General features: G+C 42.7%; 16 protein-coding genes. 5 read left to right on the forward strand and 11 right to left on the reverse strand.

The genetic code is table 11. The features are described from left to right. Positions 1 to 89: 89 nt before the first annotated feature. Entirely contained in the window at positions 90 to 977 is an 888-nt protein-coding gene (folD, locus tag V7K31_RS03640; protein ID WP_335092677.1) for a bifunctional methylenetetrahydrofolate dehydrogenase/methenyltetrahydrofolate cyclohydrolase FolD, read from the reverse strand. A 295-nt stretch (positions 978 to 1,272) separates the two neighbouring features. Between folD and V7K31_RS03645 the strand changes: the two genes are divergently transcribed. Continuing rightward, positions 1,273 to 1,929: a pentapeptide repeat-containing protein gene (locus tag V7K31_RS03645; RefSeq protein ID WP_335092679.1), complete on the forward strand. Its 657-nt coding sequence runs from the start codon at positions 1,273 to 1,275 to the stop codon at positions 1,927 to 1,929. A 111-nt stretch (positions 1,930 to 2,040) separates the two neighbouring features. On the opposite strand, the gene V7K31_RS03650 is transcribed toward V7K31_RS03645, so the two are convergent. The 3 genes from V7K31_RS03650 to fraC all read right to left on the reverse strand — a co-directional run bounded on the left by V7K31_RS03650 (position 2,041) and on the right by fraC (position 4,535). Further along, positions 2,041 to 2,820 (reverse strand): ABC transporter permease, encoded by a 780-nt coding sequence (locus tag V7K31_RS03650; protein WP_335092949.1) that lies wholly within the window; start codon positions 2,818 to 2,820, stop codon positions 2,041 to 2,043. A 103-nt stretch (positions 2,821 to 2,923) separates the two neighbouring features. Further along, complete coding sequence (gene fraD, locus V7K31_RS03655) at positions 2,924 to 3,931, reverse strand: septal junction protein FraD (protein WP_335092681.1); 1,008 nt, start codon at positions 3,929 to 3,931, stop codon at positions 2,924 to 2,926. A gap of 64 nt (positions 3,932 to 3,995) precedes the next feature. Beyond that, a complete protein-coding gene (fraC, locus tag V7K31_RS03660) occupies positions 3,996 to 4,535 on the reverse strand; it encodes a filament integrity protein FraC (protein WP_335092682.1) in 540 nt (179 codons plus the stop codon). Between the two features lie 223 nt (positions 4,536 to 4,758). Between fraC and V7K31_RS03665 the strand changes: the two genes are divergently transcribed. Further along, on the forward strand, positions 4,759 to 5,895 hold the full coding sequence (locus V7K31_RS03665) for a cob(I)yrinic acid a,c-diamide adenosyltransferase (RefSeq protein WP_335092683.1): 1,137 nt from the start codon (positions 4,759 to 4,761) through the stop codon (positions 5,893 to 5,895). Between the two features lie 277 nt (positions 5,896 to 6,172). Here the strand turns inward: V7K31_RS03665 and V7K31_RS03670 are convergent, their stop codons facing one another. Continuing rightward, positions 6,173 to 6,472 carry a microviridin/marinostatin family tricyclic proteinase inhibitor gene (locus V7K31_RS03670; protein WP_335092684.1) on the reverse strand — a complete coding sequence of 100 codons (300 nt, stop codon included), beginning with the start codon at positions 6,470 to 6,472 and terminating at the stop codon, positions 6,173 to 6,175. Between the two features lie 360 nt (positions 6,473 to 6,832). Between V7K31_RS03670 and V7K31_RS03675 the strand changes: the two genes are divergently transcribed. Further along, positions 6,833 to 7,174 (forward strand): hypothetical protein, encoded by a 342-nt coding sequence (locus V7K31_RS03675; protein WP_335092685.1) that lies wholly within the window; start codon positions 6,833 to 6,835, stop codon positions 7,172 to 7,174. Between the two features lie 172 nt (positions 7,175 to 7,346). Here V7K31_RS03675 and V7K31_RS03680 read toward each other — a convergent pair whose 3' ends face one another. From V7K31_RS03680 to V7K31_RS03695, 4 genes are all read right to left on the reverse strand, one after another. Continuing rightward, complete coding sequence (locus tag V7K31_RS03680; RefSeq protein ID WP_335092687.1) at positions 7,347 to 8,351, reverse strand: transaldolase; 1,005 nt, start codon at positions 8,349 to 8,351, stop codon at positions 7,347 to 7,349. A gap of 149 nt (positions 8,352 to 8,500) precedes the next feature. After that, entirely contained in the window at positions 8,501 to 9,931 is a 1,431-nt protein-coding gene (gene pyk / locus V7K31_RS03685; RefSeq protein ID WP_335092689.1) for a pyruvate kinase, read from the reverse strand. 226 nt (positions 9,932 to 10,157) lie between these two features. Next, positions 10,158 to 11,201: a type I glyceraldehyde-3-phosphate dehydrogenase gene (gene gap, locus V7K31_RS03690; protein WP_335092691.1), complete on the reverse strand. Its 1,044-nt coding sequence runs from the start codon at positions 11,199 to 11,201 to the stop codon at positions 10,158 to 10,160. Positions 11,202 to 11,460: 259 nt separating this feature from the next. After that, positions 11,461 to 12,504, reverse strand: a complete 1,044-nt coding sequence (locus V7K31_RS03695; RefSeq protein WP_335092693.1) for a DUF2891 domain-containing protein — start codon at positions 12,502 to 12,504, stop codon at positions 11,461 to 11,463. Positions 12,505 to 12,764: 260 nt separating this feature from the next. Between V7K31_RS03695 and V7K31_RS03700 the strand changes: the two genes are divergently transcribed. After that, the gene (locus tag V7K31_RS03700; protein ID WP_335092695.1) at positions 12,765 to 12,917 is read left to right on the forward strand and encodes a hypothetical protein; all 153 of its coding nucleotides are present in this window, start codon (positions 12,765 to 12,767) and stop codon (positions 12,915 to 12,917) included. 61 nt (positions 12,918 to 12,978) lie between these two features. After that, a complete protein-coding gene (locus V7K31_RS03705; protein WP_335092697.1) occupies positions 12,979 to 13,356 on the forward strand; it encodes a nuclear transport factor 2 family protein in 378 nt (125 codons plus the stop codon). 111 nt (positions 13,357 to 13,467) lie between these two features. Here V7K31_RS03705 and V7K31_RS03710 read toward each other — a convergent pair whose 3' ends face one another. Together V7K31_RS03710 and V7K31_RS03715 are read right to left on the reverse strand one after the other, a co-directional pair. Then, a complete protein-coding gene (locus tag V7K31_RS03710) occupies positions 13,468 to 15,066 on the reverse strand; it encodes a B12-binding domain-containing radical SAM protein (RefSeq protein ID WP_335092699.1) in 1,599 nt (532 codons plus the stop codon). 745 nt (positions 15,067 to 15,811) lie between these two features. Next, complete coding sequence (locus tag V7K31_RS03715; RefSeq protein ID WP_335092700.1) at positions 15,812 to 16,795, reverse strand: CHAD domain-containing protein; 984 nt, start codon at positions 16,793 to 16,795, stop codon at positions 15,812 to 15,814. Between the last annotated feature and the right edge of the window lie 400 nt (positions 16,796 to 17,195).

Raw genomic sequence — 17,195 nt, forward strand, 5'->3', positions numbered from 1 at the left:
ACTCCTCACTCCTCACTCCTCACTCCTCACTCCTCACTCCTCACTCCTCACTCCTCACTCCTCACTCCTCACTCCTCACTCCTCACTCCTCACTCTCTTTCTTCTTTTGCTGCCTTGGAATAGCTGGCAAATGTATTTTGCAACAAGATGGCGACAGTCATCGGGCCAACACCACCAGGAACGGGAGTAATAAATCCTGCTACCCTAGCGGTTGATTCAAAGTTGACATCGCCAATTAAGCGACTGTTGCCACTAGCATCGGTGACACGATTCATCCCCACATCTACCACAACAGCGCCCGGTTTCACCATGTCAGCAGAGATCAATCCGGGACGACCTACTGCTGCAATTAGAATATCAGCATTTTGGGTGATGGTTTTGAGGTCATGCGATCGCGAGTGAGCGATCGTGACTGTGGCATCAGCTTCTAATAGCATCAGCGCCATTGGTTTACCCACTAAAATACTGCGTCCCACCACTACTGCCTGTTTTCCCGGCAAAGAAATCTCATACTCTTGTAAAAGCCGCATCACACCAGCCGGGGTGCAGCTGCGTAAACCGGGTTCTCCCCGTACTAGTCGCCCCAAGTTAACTGGGTGCAGTCCATCAGCATCTTTATCGGGATCAATTTGATGTAGCAGAGCCACAGCATCTAAGTGGTTAGGTAAGGGCAGCTGCACAAGAATGCCATCCACTCGTTCATCGTGGTTGAGTGCAGCGATCGCCTCTTCTAACTCCTCAAGGGTAGTTTGGACGGGAAAATGTTTACCAAAAGAGGCGATACCAACTTTAGCACAGGCTTTTTCTTTATTACGTACATAAGCAGCTGACGCTGGATTATCGCCAACCATCAGCACTGCTAAACCAGGAGGTCGGACAATTTTTGGTTGTAATTGTGTAATGGCAACAGAAAGTTCTTGCTGAATTTTTGCAGCTAGTGCTTTACCATCAAGGAGTTTGGCAGTTTTTGTTTCCATAAGAATTCCCAGCTATATTCGCCTTCTATCAAAACTCAGCCGTTTCTGGTCTAGAATACCAATTTGGTTTTAATAAAACTGACTCCCGACTCCTGTTGTATCAACATTTCCTGACCTATGTCAGCATTTTTTGTTTTAAAGATCACTGAAAAAGCGTAGTTTTAGGTGATTGACGATTTTTGTTAATTTTTTTTTTGATTATTTACTGAGCTTATCTCTATTTGGGGTGTACTCTCAATATACGGTAACTATCACGCTCGACCTTTGAGATAAATTACACCCAGAGGTGAATACCATGAAAAATTATGCCCAACAACAGGAATTTATATTAAATCAAATCACAAATAAATATTTGAAACACCGAGATTTCAGTGGATGTGACTTGAGAGGAATTGACATAAAAGGAATTGATTTAAGTGGTGTTAACTTCATCGGAGCGGATTTGTGTGGTGCAAATTTGTCTGGTTGTATTCTGACTCGTGCTAATTTAAGTGGGGCAAATTTGATCCAAGCTAATTTGTGTGAAGCTAATTTGTATGAAGCATCTTTGTGTGAAGCCAATTTGACTAATGCTGATTTAACACGAACAAATTTGTGCGGAACTTTCTTATGGCGGGTGAAACTCACAGGTAGTAATCTTTGGGGTGCTTCTTTGTGTGATGTGGATTTGAGAGAAGCAGACTTAAGTCAAGCCAAATTAATTGAAGCATCGCTGATTGAAGCTAACTTAAGTTTTGCCAATCTCGCAGGAGCAAAGCTATGTGGAGCAAAATTACTAGAAGCTAATTTGACTGGGGCTAACTTAACTGGTGCAGACCTGACATGGGCAAATTTAACTAAGGCAAATTTAACTAACGCAAACCTTTGGAAGACAAACCTGATTTATGCTAAGTTGCGGGATACTATCATGCCTGATGGCACAATTGAGCAACCTCAGATAATGATTTATTAGTCATTTGTCATTAGTTAGGAGTTAGGAGTTAGGAGAGACGCGATGTTCCTCGCGTCTGTACAGGAGTTAGGAGTTATATAGCAATCCTAATTGCTCATTCTGAGTTTTTAATTAAAATTCGCGTTGTGAGAAGATAAGACTAGCGATCGCTAACAACATGACACTATAAAGTAAGCCATAGCCAGCATTTGTAATCAGTGCAGTTGTGTCAGGTAGTGCTTGCAGACCGTAAACGGCATCATTTTTCAAATCTAATCGAGATAAATCTGGCAAGATGAGAAACAAACCTTGAGTTAGATGTTCCATACCAGGGTTGCGGCTAAGACGCCCAAGTTGTACTAAATCTGGAGTAATATTTCCGATTAAATATACCGCAAAGGTTAAAATAGTCGCTAGGAGAGAAGCCGTAAACACACCGAAGGTAATAGCCACGGCGGTAATTAATGAGAGCTGCAAAAATAAGAAAATTGCCGCAATTAGAATGCTCACCGTTGGATGAGGAATGTTACTAAATTGCAGAAATATCAGATAAATTACTGTCATCGTGGTGACAAGTACAGCTAGGACTGCGGATAAACCCAAGTATTTGCCGACGATAATTTCGGTGCGACTGACAGGTTTAGCAATTAACATTAAGATCGTGCGTTTTTCAATTTCTTTATTAACCAGTCCCGTACCAACAAATATTGTCACAATTAACCCGATGGCATTCATCGCCGCCATGCCAAAATCTAAAAACATTTTGCCTTCAGTCGTAGCTGCAAATTCAGGAAGGACGCGGAAGGCGGTGGCGAGTGTTAGCGCATAAAAACCAATAATATATAGGATACGATCGCGTACCACTTCCTGAAACACATTCTTTGCCAATACAAAAATTCTGTTAATAGTCATTTTTCTTTGGGAATGGGGCATTGGGCATTGGGAATGGGGCATTGGGAATGGGGCATTGGGAATGGGGCATTGGTTCTTCTTCCTTACTCTCCACTCCCCACCTTCACTGCTGCGGCGGCGGTGATCCAGCAATAAATTTATTGAGGCGATCGCATTCAATTTCTGCAACTGTAATCTTATTCCCAGAATTATTGGTTGCTGCAACTGGTTCAATGCGACAAGATTTTTTCAAGTAATAGCCCCGTGGGTTAGAACTCGGGCCTATCCAAATACTTAATAAATCTAATATATATCCAGACTTAGTATTAGCTACACGCGGTTCAACCCGCCATAGTTCCTTTTCTTCATATTGATCCAGGTTGATTTTAATTACTTCCCTACCGAGAGTTCCTACACGCTGTTTCGCATCTAGCAACCATTTCTCTACTTCTGACCAAGGTCTTTGGGCTATTTCTTCTACTACTATTGGTTGAAGTTTTTCTAGAATTATAACGCCGTTTTTGGGGATTTTTACTGGTTCTTCTGTTCTCACAACAAAGGTACTACGTTTAAAAGTATCTGCCTGTAAACTAGGATATTGTCGTGACCAATTATCCATCACAAAGTAAAACTGAATCCAACAACTTAGCAGCATACTACTAGCAACTAAAATTATGATTCTTTGGCGGTCTTCTGGCTTAGGAATCCGAGCTTTAGCGTCGGTGTCATTTCCTTCAATAAATTCTGGTATTGCCGTAATTAGTGCTGAAATTGTCGGCCAAAAAACTATTGTTCTTGGTGTAATTACATCCTCTTGATTTCCAAATGCAAAAACACTTACTAAGAATCCAGTGATCACTGCCCCGACTGGCATAAAAGTACCAGGAACCCTCAAAGGATCTTCAGTTGTATACCAAGATGTGCCGGCAATTAAAAATAACCAACCAAAAAAGGCAATAATATCTTTGATATAGCCGATAGCAAAATATGAAAGTACCCAAGAGAAAACACTCAAATAAATAAATGTTTGCCAAGAATAAGCTTTGGGTGGAACTAATACCTTTCTAATTCCCGCATAAAGCCCTTCAGCAAATTTAAAAAGCCCAAATACATCTTTAAACAGCGTATTCATATTCTTCCCTTCACCTGATTAATTAATCACTATTTTTCCTCTGAATTCAACAAGTAAATTCTTGCTATTTTGAACGAAATAATAAAATAATTGTGATCACAGTATAACTCAGAGAATTCGCTATTAATGTCGTAGTAACTAAACTGGTACTTTGGAATTTAAGATTGGTAAAACTACGCCATCGCCGCCGTTGAGAAGTTTGAGGCTCCTCTTCTTTTTTAGTAACTGGTTCATTCAATGATAGTAGTAATACCCTTAATAAGAAAAATTTCATCAAAAAAGTAGCAAAAAAAATTATAAAGGCAGCTAAGATAATTAAAGTTTGGGACTTCGGTGATTTAAAGTTATTAAAAAACATATAATTAATTAATTCTGATTTTACTTCTATCGGCAACATTGGTTCTGATACAAAAAATATGAACCAACCAATTACACTAGAAAACAGATTGATAGAAATGGCATAAAAAGTACTGGATTTTTTGTCAAATTTTAGTCGATAGTGCAAAACATAGGCTTCGATGGGGATGGCAATTAGTACAAATAAAAAGTCAAACAGAATTCCACCAATGGGAAAAATCCTGGGAAGCATCCAATTTTCGGGCATAAATTGTCAACGGTAAGGGTTAACTGTAGTGAGTATAACTGGGATAGTGAGGGTGATGGGGGAAATTATTCCATTGTTCTTGTCCTTTAGCATACTGGTGTGCCAGTATTCCTCTATTGATATTGTTAATACTTGTACGGACGCGCTAGAGGGGCAGTTTCTAAGATGAGATTACAAGACGTTAGGTAAGATTAAAGACTGCCACGTTATAGCTTTTCGAGAGATGACAAGGAACGGTATCGGGATTCGCACGGCGCAAGTGCGCCAAGAACGGCTCATTGGTCAAATTCACGTCTATGATGGCGTGGGTAAAGGTAAGTCCCAAGCGGCTTTAGGGGTGGTTTTGCGCTCCATTGGCTTGGGGATAAATATGCCTAGCAATTCTAACCGCGTTTTACTGCTGCGGTTTTTAAAAGGGCCGGGGCGTGATTATGACGAAGATGGCGCGATCGCAGCTTTACAGCGCGGTTTTCCCCATTTAATTGACCAGGTTCGCACTGGGAGAGCCGAATTTTTTGGGTCAGAAGAAATTACTACCTTTGATCGAGATGAAGCGGAACGGGGTTGGGATGTAGCCAAAGGTGCGATCGCCAGTGGTTTATATTCAGTTGTGGTTTTGGATGAACTTAACCCCGTTCTAGATTTAGGTTTGCTACCGGTGGATGAAGTCGTGCAGACATTAAAATCCAAACCCCAAGAATTGGAAATCATTGCTACCGGACGCGCCGCACCGCAAAAGTTGCTTGATATTGCAGATTTGCACTCAGAAATGAAACCTCATCACCACCCAACAGCCAAAGCCCTCTTACTTGAAGGGATTGAAATTTATACTGGTGCTGGTAAAGGCAAGTCTACTAGTGCTTTGGGTAAAGCCTTGCAGGCCATTGGTAGGGGAATTAATCATCCAGGGTCCACCCGTGTGTTGATTATGCAGTGGCTTAAAGGTGGTAGTGGCTACACAGAAGATGCAGCGATCGCCGCCTTGCAGCAGTCATATCCAGAAGTGGTAGATCATCAGCGCTGCGGTGGAGATGCCATCGTTTGGCGAAATTCCCGGCAAGAATTAGACTACGTAGAAGCCGAACGGGGTTGGGAAATTGCGAAAGTTGCGATCGCCTCTGGTCTGTATAAAACTATTATTCTCGATGAACTAAATCCCACCGTTGACTTAGAACTACTCCCCGTTGAACCCATTGTCCAAGCTTTGCTCCGCAAACCCCGCGACACCGAAATCATCATCACTGGTCGCTGTCAAAATCCACCGGCGTACTTCGACTTGGCTAGCGTCCACTCAGAGGTTTATTGTCACAAACACTATGCAAATCAAGGTGTAGAACTTAAACGAGGGGTAGATTTTTAAATTAGGCATGGGAGAAATAAGAAAGAACAGACAGTAAAAGCTTTATTCATGCTGAATTCTGACTCCTGAGTTCTGAATTCTTCTTATAAAATATTCCCTAACAAATAATGATCAATCACTATCAGGAGCAATCAGGGGTAGCCCTTGGCTGTCCCTGATTACCTATTGTGTTATATTTCTCGATATTCTTCAAAAGTGCAGAGCAGAGATCGCATTTTGTTTTTGCTAGTTTTCAAAACCACATCTCTGGTGTACTAGAAAATAGACAGTACAGTTATTATGAGGCCGAAGGATCTTCATTATCGGAAGGGAACTTCAAAGTTACTGCACCCTCATGTTTATTATCAGAATGGCAGTTGTGAGTAACAGCCTGTTCATGACTACCAGAAGGGGGCGTGTTTGTTACTACACCGCCGTCTTCATTATCAGAAGGGTACTTCTGAGTCATGAATGTTTGTCCGCCGCTAATTGCTTCTGATTCTTGATCAGAAAGGTCTTCACCGTTTTGTCCTTCTAGGAATCGGGCGAAGAATGGTAGTGCTTGTGAATTCAAATCTTCTGGTTTGATCTCAGACACAATTTTTACTCCTATGAAAAGTGAATTTAAATTTATACCATATTTCATGATACTACATAATACTTAAGTAGAGCAAGTGTTAATTTCTTGTTAACCTAATATTTACTTATGTAAAAATGCTTGTATAAAGTTGAAAGTATAATAATTTTTCTCAAGCGGTTAATTAGGAAAAATTACATTTTGCTAGACACTGACTATTTATTTGCACAGTTTAATTCCATTTACAATTATTCATAAGGGTGAAATTGCAATACAGAATTTCATCCCAAATTAAGTTTAAAAAAAAGTGTGTGAGCGATAATTTGCCGACTTTAGAGTGTTTAATAAAGTTATTGCCAAAAGTCTAGTAGAAGCAAAAACATGAAAGGTTTAAAGAAGCTATCCTCAATAGCAATGTTGCTATGTGCCTTTGTGTATCCGCCCTCATTAGCTGAAGCGAAGGATATTTCTCTAAATAATGCTCGCAATCAACAGAGCGCTGCGCCAGAGGCTAACCTAGTTGGAGATAAAACTGGAGAGCTTTTAATTGCTCAATGGCGGCCAAGACGATACCAAATGATCCGACGACGGCAGATTATCCGACGCCGGGAGCCTTTCAGACGATACGAAAATATCCGACGCCGGGAGCATTTAGGACGATACGAAAATAACCGACGGCAGCCCTTTGAACGCCGAGAGCGGATTATCCGACACCGCTATTGATGACTGCTGATACAACGAACAAATGGTTAGTGGTTGTTTTATTAACCACTAACCATTAACTATCGTTATGTTGTAAGGGAATACCAAAAAATAAATTATCCATAACCTGGCGTGCGTTACCGCTTTAGCCTAACGCACCCTACCGCTTGGATATTTTTTTAATTGTCAGTCCCTAATGGCTTGCTACTACCTCTGATTCTAGGCGAACCAGTCGGTCTGCCAAAAGTTTCTCAAGGTCTTCTAATGCCTTGGTAAAACCTTTGATGCCCTCGTCTAGTTTGTCAGTTGCCATGCGGTCAGCCGCGTGTAATTTGTCATAGGTAGCTTTGTCAATGGATATCTTTTCAATTTCCAAGTTTGCTACTTTAGCAGGGTCGAGTTTGCGTGGTAGTTCCCCAATGGTTGCATGTAATTCAGCTAAAAGTGACGGTGAAATAGTTAATAAATCACTACCTGCAAGTTCAGTAATTTCACCAATGTTACGGAAACTAGCTCCCATAACTTCGGTTTTATAGCCGAATTTCTTGTAGTAGTTGTAGATTTTGGTGACAGACAAAACTCCAGGATCTTCGGCTGCTGGGTAGCTATCGCGTCCGGTATCTTTTTTGTGCCAGTCGAGAATCCGACCGACGAAGGGAGAAATTAAGGTGACACCAGCTTCTGCACAGGCGATCGCTTGGTGAAGACCAAACAACAAGGTAAGGTTACAGTGAATACCTTCTTTTTCGAGAATTTCCGCAGCGCGAATGCCTTCCCAGGTGGTGGCAATTTTAATTAAGACGCGATCGCGGCCAATTCCGGCGGCTTTATACTGGGCAATTAATTCCCGTGCTTTAGTCAGGGTAGCTTCGGTATCGTAGGATAAGCGAGCATCCACTTCCGTAGACACGCGACCGGGAATAATTTGTAAAATCTTTAATCCAAAGGCAACTGCCAGACGGTCAAAAGCTAGAGAAACTATCTGTGCTTGGGTGGCTCCGGCTCCAGCATCTTTCTTGGCCTGGAGTAAAGTTTGATCGACAATTCCCTGATATTCTGGCATCTGCGCCGCAGCAGTAATCAGAGAAGGATTGGTGGTGGCATCTTGGGGTTTGAACTTTTCAATTGCCTGAATATCCCCTGTATCTGAGACTACAACAGTCACTTCTCGCAATTGTTCCAGTAAACTCTTAGACATAAAATGCTCCGTGATGAATGTTACAGGATTTACTTTATTCCCCAGCTCTTTACACTCTTTACTGTTCCTTCAATTCTGATTTTGGCAATTTTTCTTAATCATTGCCAAGTTTGCTTACTATCCACAGCCACAGCCCTATTCTAAGCGCCTTATGCCGAAATTGGCTGTCCAATGGAATGCACTTTGATTAAACTGGTTGTGCCTGATTTACCAATTGGAACCCCAGAGGTAATTACCACCTTATCGCCCTTATTCGCTAGACCCATGTCTACAACTGTGTTCACCACATTGGTAAACATCTCTTCGGCATTGTGGACTGGTGGGATCAGCAAACCTTCCACACCCCAAGAAAGCGCTAGCTGGCGATAAGTGGTGATGTCAGAGGTTAGGGCAATAATCGGAGAAGTAGGCCGATATTTAGACACCATTCTCGCCGTATTTCCTGATGAAGTATTACAGAGAATTGCCCGTGAGCCTGTTTCATAGGCGATGCGACACACGGATTCTGCCACAGATTCGGTAACGCTGAGACTTCCTGTTTCATGACACCAGGCATGTCTGCTACCTTCATCTAGAGCCTGTTCTGTCCGCACGGCGATGTTGTGCATCATCTGGACGGCGGCGACGGGATATTGTCCGACAGCTGTTTCACCAGAAAGCATTACTGCATCTGTACCGTCTAAGATGGAGTTGGCAACATCGGTTGCTTCGGCGCGGGTGGGATCGGGAGCGCTAATCATCGACTCTAACATTTGGGTGGCTGTAATCACTGGCTTGCCAGCATGATTGCAACGGCGAATAATATCTTTTTGAATTAAGGGTACTTCATGAATTGGCACTTCCACCCCTAAATCGCCACGGGCAATCATAATCGCGTCGGCAACTTTCAAAATAGAGTCAAAGTTTTCTACTGCCTCTGCTCTTTCGATTTTGGCAATTAAACGGATGGAAGCACCAGCTGCTTCAATCATTCGCTTGGCGGGTTCTAAATCTTGTGGCGATCGCACGAAGGATACTGCCACCCAGTCTACACCCAACTGAATCCCAAAGCGCAGATCCAGCAAGTCTTTTTCGGTGATTGAACTGACAGGTAAAGGAGTTTGTGGTAGGTTTACTCCCTTGTGCGTAGAAATTAACCCACCAATTTTCACTTGTGCGCGAATGCGATCGGCATCCCGAGCGGTAACAATCAACTTAACGCGACCATCATTAATTAAAATTGGTTCGCCTGGTCGTACCATTGCGAACAAAGTCGGCAGTGGTAGAGGTATTTCGTCAATACTCTCACCCTTTTCTTGCAAAACAAAGGTAACTTCACTACCAGCTTCTAAATTTAACCCTTCCGGTGGTAAAATTCCTAAGCGAATCTTGGGACCACACAAGTCTTGCATAATTGCGATTGGCTTTTGCTGCTCAGTACTAATTTGCCTAAGATAGTGAGCAGTTTGGGCATGGAATTCATAAGCCCCGTGGGAGAAATTCAACCGTGCCACATTCATTCCAGCTTCTACTAAAGCTTGTAGCTTTTCAGGTGCAGATGAAGCCGGCCCAACAGTACAAATGATTTTGGTTCGACGCATAGGGATTGGGGGTTGAGGAATAAGCTGCAAATTTGGATGCTTTGTGCGATCGCAAACCATCCAAATTCACAGGTGTTTCATATCACTGGATTACTAAGTAAAGATACTAAACTACGTTTTATTTTCGGAGTATTTACCATTTGACCCAAATCCCAAAAGTCAACGATCAAAAGTCAAAAGTTAATGACTAATGACCAATGACTAATGACCAATGACCAACGACCAATCAAACCACAACTGCTGTCGGTGCGAGTTTTTCCTTTTGTGACATAGACAACATCAGCTCAATTACGCGATTCGAGTAGCCCCACTCGTTGTCATACCAAGCAATTACCTTGAAGAAGTTCGAGTTCAACTCAATCCCAGCACCTGCGTCAAAGATACTGGAATGAGTATCGCCTTGAAAATCTGTGGAAACTACTTCTTCATCTGTGTATTCCAAAATACCCGCTAGAGAACCTGCGGCAGCCTCCTTCATGGCAGCACAGATTTCTTTATAACTGGTGGCTTTGGCAGTTTTGAAAGTTAAATCAACTACAGAGACATCGGGGGTCGGAACTCGTAATGCCATACCAGTCAACCTACCCTTCAACTCTGGTAAAACCAGTGCTACGGCTTTAGCTGCGCCTGTGGAGGAGGGAATAATATTCTGGCTTGCACCTCGACCACCCCGCCAGTCCTTCTTGCTGGGTCCGTCTACAGTTGGCTGAGTGGCAGTCATAGCATGGACTGTGGTCATCAACCCTTCAGTTAACCCAAAGTTGTCATTGATCACCTTAGCTATGGGAGCTAGACAGTTTGTAGTGCAGCTAGCATTGGAGACAATGATATCCTTGCTGGGGTCAAATAGGTGATGATTGACACCCATTAGCAGAGTAGAAACTCTATCTGGATCTTTGGTGGGAGCGGAAATTACCACTCGCTTTGCACCTGCTTTCAGATGGTTTGCGGCTCCTTCGTAGTCGGTGAAGAGTCCTGTAGATTCCACGACATAATCTGCACCTAATTTTGCCCAAGGTAATTCTGCTGGATTCCTCACAGACACACAAGGAATGAAATGCCCGTCAATGACAATGCCATCTTCCTTAGCTTCAATCTTGTGCTTTAATTTACCGTGGGTTGAGTCGTACTTTAATAGGTAAGCGAGGTTATCTGGTGGTACTAGGTCGTTAATGCCCACAAACTCAATGTTGGGGTTATCAATGCCAGCGCGAAGCACAAGTCGCCCAATTCGACCGAAGCCATTGATACCAACTTTTAATTTAGTCAAGATTAAACCTCCCGTTGTGGAAAGTTGAACAAAAGGAGAAAGTTAAAAGTCAAAATAGATTGCCTTTTACTCTTTACTTTCTGATCCTGACAGTCTCAGTCGGTTAAGCCATGTTTACTTGGCATTTTTTAAGGATTGGGGTATTGGGCATGAGGGATTGGGCATTGGGCATGAGCCATTGGGCATTGGGCATTGGGCATGGGGCATTGGGAAAACCCAGATTAAACAGTTTGATAAGTTGTTACATCGCCCAGACTGTTCAAATAATTTGCCCTTGCAATCCACGATTTGTTAGGAAGTAAACGGCAAAAGTTCCTAGCCAGTGACTAGCTGCATAATGTTCAATTACAACATCTGTTAGTCCATGCTGACGATGGTGAAGGGCAGTAGAGCGAAGTGTTTCTATGCGGCGATCGCTATTTGCCAATCCAGATATTATACCATCAAGCATCCAAGCACGACTGAGATTAAGACCGTAAAAGTGGGCTTGCATATAATCTTCAGGATTATCTACTCTGGCAGGTTCTAACCAATTTGCTGAATTCTCAATCGGTATTTGGGGAAGAAAATCGGTCAGCCAGTCAGTGAAAGCTGTTGTTGGGAGGATTCGCCGCATCAGGTCTGCTTCAGCAAGTCCAGGAGAGAGAAAATCGTAGCCAAGTGGCTCAAATTGTAAGGAATAATTGCGATCGCTAAAATAGAATTGCCGTGCTTTGTTCTCCACTAACTGAGTGAAGTCAGTATTTTCGGTAATTCTTGCCCAATCTAACATCAAACCAAGTGCAAAAGCTGTTTGGCTATGCATCCCTGTGCGATTGGGGAGTTTTAGTCGGTCAATCCAGCGCTGTAAGTTACCTGCAATCAACTTTTCTAGCGGTTCCAATATAACCCGCCATTCTTTGGCTTGAGGATGATTCCACTCGTGAAGTTCCGCAGCCAGTTGCAGAAGCCATGCCACACCATAAGGAAATTCATAAAAGGGTAGCCGTTGAAAATGGGCAATCTCTCCTTGAATCTTCTCAAGTGTTAGGCTCTGCTCAAGTGCTTGCTTTGACGCGGCATTGAAAGAAGCTTCAGGAAAGTGACGCATAAGACGTACTAGCAACCAGTGACCATGTACAGCCGAATGCCAATCTAAGCAGCCATAAAAAGCAGGAGTTAATTTCCGAGGTGGTTTTATATCCTCGTCGCTATCAGCCCAATACAGATTACTGTTGGGATACTCCCGCCCGATACAATCCAGCACTAATTGAGCAAATTGTGCTGCGATCGTTTCATTTATCTCCAAATTATCGGCTGGCATGATCACTTAGTACAGTTTTACGTAAAAGCGTAGCGTTTTTAATGCAGGAGAACGCATTAACATTGTATTGCGATGCGTTGGCATTGTAAGGGGACGCATTAACATTGTATTGGGATGCATTGGCATTGTAAGAAGACGCATTAACATTGTATTGGGATGCATTGGCATTGTAGGGGAACGCGTTAACAATGCCAATGCATTGGCATTGCAGAATAGAAATATGAATTAGAGCGTAGGCGTAGCCCGTCGTAGACATCGCTATGAAATGTCCAAGATGTGCATCAGATCACATTCGTAGTTCTGTGGCGCTACGGGCGTTAAGCTTGAAGCGATGTCTACAACGGGCTGTTCGGCGTCGCCTAATTCATATTTTGATTCAGCAACACCAAAGGGCGTGGGTGATTTTCGTGTAAACTCAAAAAATATCTTAATTAGTATGTTAATCCCTGCTGCATGTCCTTTACCACACCTCTTATGCCAGATAAATCTGCACCAGAAATTGAACTGATACGCGCGGCGTACGCTGCCTTCAACGCGCGAGATATTGATGCCGCCCTCGCCACAACGACTCCTGACGTGGCTTGGCCGAAAGCGTTTGAAGGCGGTTATGTTGATGGACATCAAGCAGTCCGCGCTTACTGGACGAGGCAATGGTCAGGCATCAATCCGCACGTTGAGCCGATTTCCTTTCACCGAGAGGATTCCGGGTGTATTTTAGTCGATGTGCATCAGGTCGTGCGCGACCTAGCTGGAACAGTTCTTTCCGATCAGCACGTTGGTCATCGTTATACCCTTGAGCATGGCTTGATTCAAACTATGGAAATCTGTCCACCTCCATTGTCCGGCCACTGAGCCTAACAAGGCGCTGCAACGAACGGCGGGGTAGTGTCTGACGCAAAGAGGTTGCTTTTCCTAACACACCCAACAATTTGTCTTAACCCAAGGGTATTGTGATATGAGTTATTATTTTAAAATTCCTAACACTTCCATCACTTCTACTTCAGGTTTTACCCTCGCTTCTGCTTCCAGAAATCCAGCCACTTGAGCCTCAATTTCATCCCGAACAATTTGGCGATACTCCACGAAATGCTCAATTTGGGCACAAACGGCTAAGTAGCTACTCACTCCACCCGGATTATGCTGATACATACTCCACAAGTTGCGCCAGAATTGCCAGCGCGTTTGACGACGTACACCTTGGCGCCAGCAAATCACCAGCAACGCTCGGATTACTTTCCAGTTCAATGGTTTCTTAGCAGCTTTGCCCTTTTTGGGATAGGTTGCTTCGCCCAAAAGACGGAAGTGTTTGTATGTACGCTCCAAAAACCGCTCTGGTTCATACAAATCCCAGAACGCCTGCACATATTCGTGAGCGATGTCTTCTAAAGGTCGAGTTGGGACAAAGTTCATCAACGTAGTTTGGTTGATGTTGGCTGATTTGTTGCGGAGTCGTCCTTCCTTTTCTAATCTATGCCAGAGGGCTGTATCTGGAAGCGCTTGCAGCATACTAAATAAGGCTGTGGGAATTGCTGTTTGCTCGACAAATTTAACAATTCGTGCGCCTGCTCCTATCTTCTCGCCATCAAACCCAATGATAAAACCTGCCATGACTCGCAGCCCTGAACGGGTAATCTTATGCACCGCTTCAGTGAGCGAGTCTCTGGTATTCTGGTATTTTTGAGTGAAAGTAAGACTTTCTTCGTCGGGGGTTTCAATTCCCAGAAAAACAGCTCCAAAATTACACACTACCATCAAATCCATCAATTCTTGATCTTGGGCTAAATCAACTGAAGCCTCTGTAGCAAAGGAAAAGGGATAGTTATGTTCCACCATCCAGGGCAGAAGAGACTTCAAAAATAATTTGACATTCCGCTTATTACCGATGAAGTTGTCATCCACCATAAAAATACTGCGCCGCCAACCCAGTTTGTAGAGGTAATCAAGTTCTGCTAACAGTTGTTCTGGGTTTTTGGTGCGGGGTTTGCGACCGTATAGCACAATAATGTCGCAGAATTCACACTGGAAGGGACATCCACGCGAAAATTGCACCGACATTTCCGCATAGGCTTCAAACTCTAGCAAGTCAAAGCGAGGAATCGGAGTATTGGTAACATCTGGTTTTTCACCACCAGAGCGAAAGATACCTGTGCGATCGCCGCGTGCGATCGCTGCTACAAATAAAGGTAGGGTGATTTCCCCTTCGTCTAATATCAAGTAATCTGCTCCGGCAGATGTCATTTCATTCGGTAATGCTGTCGGGAATGGCCCACCCACAGCGACTCGCTTACCTCTGGAGTTTGCTTCCAATATCTGAGAGAGCAAATCCTCTTTTTGCACAATCATTGCCGACATAATAACCAAATCTGCCCAAGCCCATTCTGCTTCTGTACAGACGCGAACATTTCGATCTACTAGCTTGAATTCCCATTCTTGGGGTAGAATTGCGGCTACAGTTACCAAGCCTAAAGGCGGTAGCATTGCTTTCCGGTCTAATAAAGCCAGTGTCTTTTCAAAAGACCAAAAACTTTTTGGAAAACGGGGGTATAGAAGTAAAATGTTCATATTCGATGCTTATAACCCTTGATCTTTGCTGCTGGTTGAGTTGATGTCAAGCTAAACTAGTCTGACAACAGTAGGACTTACGCAAAATATCTCTCAAACTCTGATTTCTCTGTGTCCTCTGCGCCTCTGTGGTTCGTTATTCCGTAACTTGTGCGTAAGTCCTAAACTGATTAGAGGAAATTCTATATACAGTAGTTGTAACCTCTACTATGACTGATTTAGACAAAGCAATATTTTGTCATATAAATTATTACTGTAGACATCGCAATTTACTGAAATCCTCAAACATCTATGGGTAAAAGATTTAGCCAGAAATACCAGAACTTGTGAGACGGTTCTAATCTCTGTTCTTTTTATAACTTGGCAAATTGGCAACTCTGAGAAAGTTAACTGTGTTATTTTCAATGCTATACAAGGTGTATTTGCACTTTCAAGCTATTTAGGCGGGTTTCAACCCGTCTTTATTTATCGCCAATTCCGTTTAATTCTCCTAAATTCTCGTTTTCAGGTTCTAGCTGGAAATGCTCTTTCATTCAGGAGGCGGAGCCTCAAAATAGGCATTCCCAGTCTCCGGCTGGGAACGAGGTAAGAAATTAAATATTTTTCTGATACAAGGCTATGTGTGGCATCCATAGTAGACACATAGCGCCTTAAGACCGGGTACGAAAACTGCTATATTACCCTCAAACCCACTGATGGAGGCGCTAAAATTATTGTGGTGCGGTCATTGAACAAAGAGTAACTTTTAATTTATTACTCCTGAAAGCGGGTGCAGTATTGTTAAATGAAAACTATGCCTGGTTTCAGCTTTCAAATACCGCTCTTGCAAGGGTTGCCACTCCTGCCACGACTGGTAACGATTTTCAGTTAACAAAGTCGCAAGGGTTGGCAACTGAGTCTGAATTTCTGACTTGAAGACATCTGCAAGCCAGTCACTCAAGACTGCACTATCTTGCATCGTACCCAAAATTTCTTGGATACTTTTCACTTCTGTAAGATAAGCACTGTAAGACTCACCATATAAATCACTAAATAACTCCATCTGGTAGCGTATACGTTTAGCTTCTTTTCGCAAACTATGAAGAATTTCACCTTCAATTGTCAATTGTTTTTCTATCTTTTCTGGTTCCCAATTTTTCTGGATTTTCACTTCTGAGTCCACAAATTGCGTGCCAACTAACCAACCCGGATGCAGTAAAAAATTACTCACTTCTGGTAAAAGTAAGTCTGGTAGCACCTGCTGAATGCTAAAAGATGCCAAAGGTTGATAAGTGGGTTTGTCTAACCACTTCTCTAATGCATCTTTTAGACACTTGTAAGATTCATCCTTTAACGTTTTCTGCACACTCGATTCTACATCTTCACGTTGTTTAGCCAAGGCTGTGAAAGCTGTTTGCAGAGATTCCTGCTCTTTGCGGGGTAAGTTTGGTTTATAATTGTTTTCTAAACTTTCTTTGAGTACGTCTAAATCTCGCAGATTACCAAGACGACGGGCTATTTTACCGATATTTTTATCGCTGACTGGTTTCGACACATCCACCGCTAGCCCAAACCCAGTTACAGCCGTGCGTAGGCGGCGCATTCCCACTCGCATTTGGTGCAACGCTTCTGGATCTTCATCTTTCTTCACTGATTTTTCCCACTTAAAGGTTTTCTTAAAGTGTTTTTGAATCGCTTGGTAGGCGTAGTCCCCTAGAGTTTTTACCGTGGCTTCTGTAGCTAATTTCATAATTGTTCTTAATGACAATACCTCATGAGGTTATTGCATAATAACATTAGTTAAAAAGTTGCATTCAGTTTTGATATTTTTTTTTACAATGATGATTCTCAACTATGCTTATGACTATTGATAGATATTGCATACTCTTTGATAAATGTGCAATATCTATCAAAGGTCTAAATAAGAGATTCATCCTAGCGATTGTATCTGAGCTATAGTTTTTTGATATATAATAATAGACTATATTGTATAAATCAAAAATAAGAACCCCACCCCGCCAAAGCTGCGCTTTGTCTCCCCTCCCCGCAAGCGATGAGGGGATTAATACTGGGGTGTTTGGGACTTTTGCAAGAGGTGTAATCTCTGTGAGGTAAGCATACTTTTTTTAAGTTTTCCTCACTTAAGAACC

Source organism: Nostoc sp. (assembly GCF_036917675.1).
Classification (GTDB): Bacteria; Cyanobacteriota; Cyanobacteriia; order Cyanobacteriales; family Nostocaceae; genus Nostoc.

Excerpts from the sequence above, each read along its gene's own strand:
- folD (WP_335092677.1), bottom strand. The coding sequence starts at position 977 with ATGGAAACAAAAACTGCCAAACTCCTTGATGGTAAAGCACTAGCTGCA.
- V7K31_RS03645 (WP_335092679.1), top strand. The coding sequence starts at position 1,273 with ATGAAAAATTATGCCCAACAACAGGAATTTATATTAAATCAAATCACA.
- V7K31_RS03650 (WP_335092949.1), bottom strand. The coding sequence starts at position 2,820 with ATGACTATTAACAGAATTTTTGTATTGGCAAAGAATGTGTTTCAGGAA.
- fraD (WP_335092681.1), bottom strand. The coding sequence starts at position 3,931 with ATGAATACGCTGTTTAAAGATGTATTTGGGCTTTTTAAATTTGCTGAA.
- fraC (WP_335092682.1), bottom strand. The coding sequence starts at position 4,535 with ATGCCCGAAAATTGGATGCTTCCCAGGATTTTTCCCATTGGTGGAATT.
- V7K31_RS03665 (WP_335092683.1), top strand. The coding sequence starts at position 4,759 with ATGACAAGGAACGGTATCGGGATTCGCACGGCGCAAGTGCGCCAAGAA.
- V7K31_RS03675 (WP_335092685.1), top strand. The coding sequence starts at position 6,833 with ATGAAAGGTTTAAAGAAGCTATCCTCAATAGCAATGTTGCTATGTGCC.
- V7K31_RS03680 (WP_335092687.1), bottom strand. The coding sequence starts at position 8,351 with ATGTCTAAGAGTTTACTGGAACAATTGCGAGAAGTGACTGTTGTAGTC.
- pyk (WP_335092689.1), bottom strand. The coding sequence starts at position 9,931 with ATGCGTCGAACCAAAATCATTTGTACTGTTGGGCCGGCTTCATCTGCA.
- V7K31_RS03695 (WP_335092693.1), bottom strand. The coding sequence starts at position 12,504 with ATGCCAGCCGATAATTTGGAGATAAATGAAACGATCGCAGCACAATTT.
- V7K31_RS03700 (WP_335092695.1), top strand. The coding sequence starts at position 12,765 with ATGAAATGTCCAAGATGTGCATCAGATCACATTCGTAGTTCTGTGGCG.
- V7K31_RS03705 (WP_335092697.1), top strand. The coding sequence starts at position 12,979 with ATGCCAGATAAATCTGCACCAGAAATTGAACTGATACGCGCGGCGTAC.
- V7K31_RS03710 (WP_335092699.1), bottom strand. The coding sequence starts at position 15,066 with ATGAACATTTTACTTCTATACCCCCGTTTTCCAAAAAGTTTTTGGTCT.
- V7K31_RS03715 (WP_335092700.1), bottom strand. The coding sequence starts at position 16,795 with ATGAAATTAGCTACAGAAGCCACGGTAAAAACTCTAGGGGACTACGCC.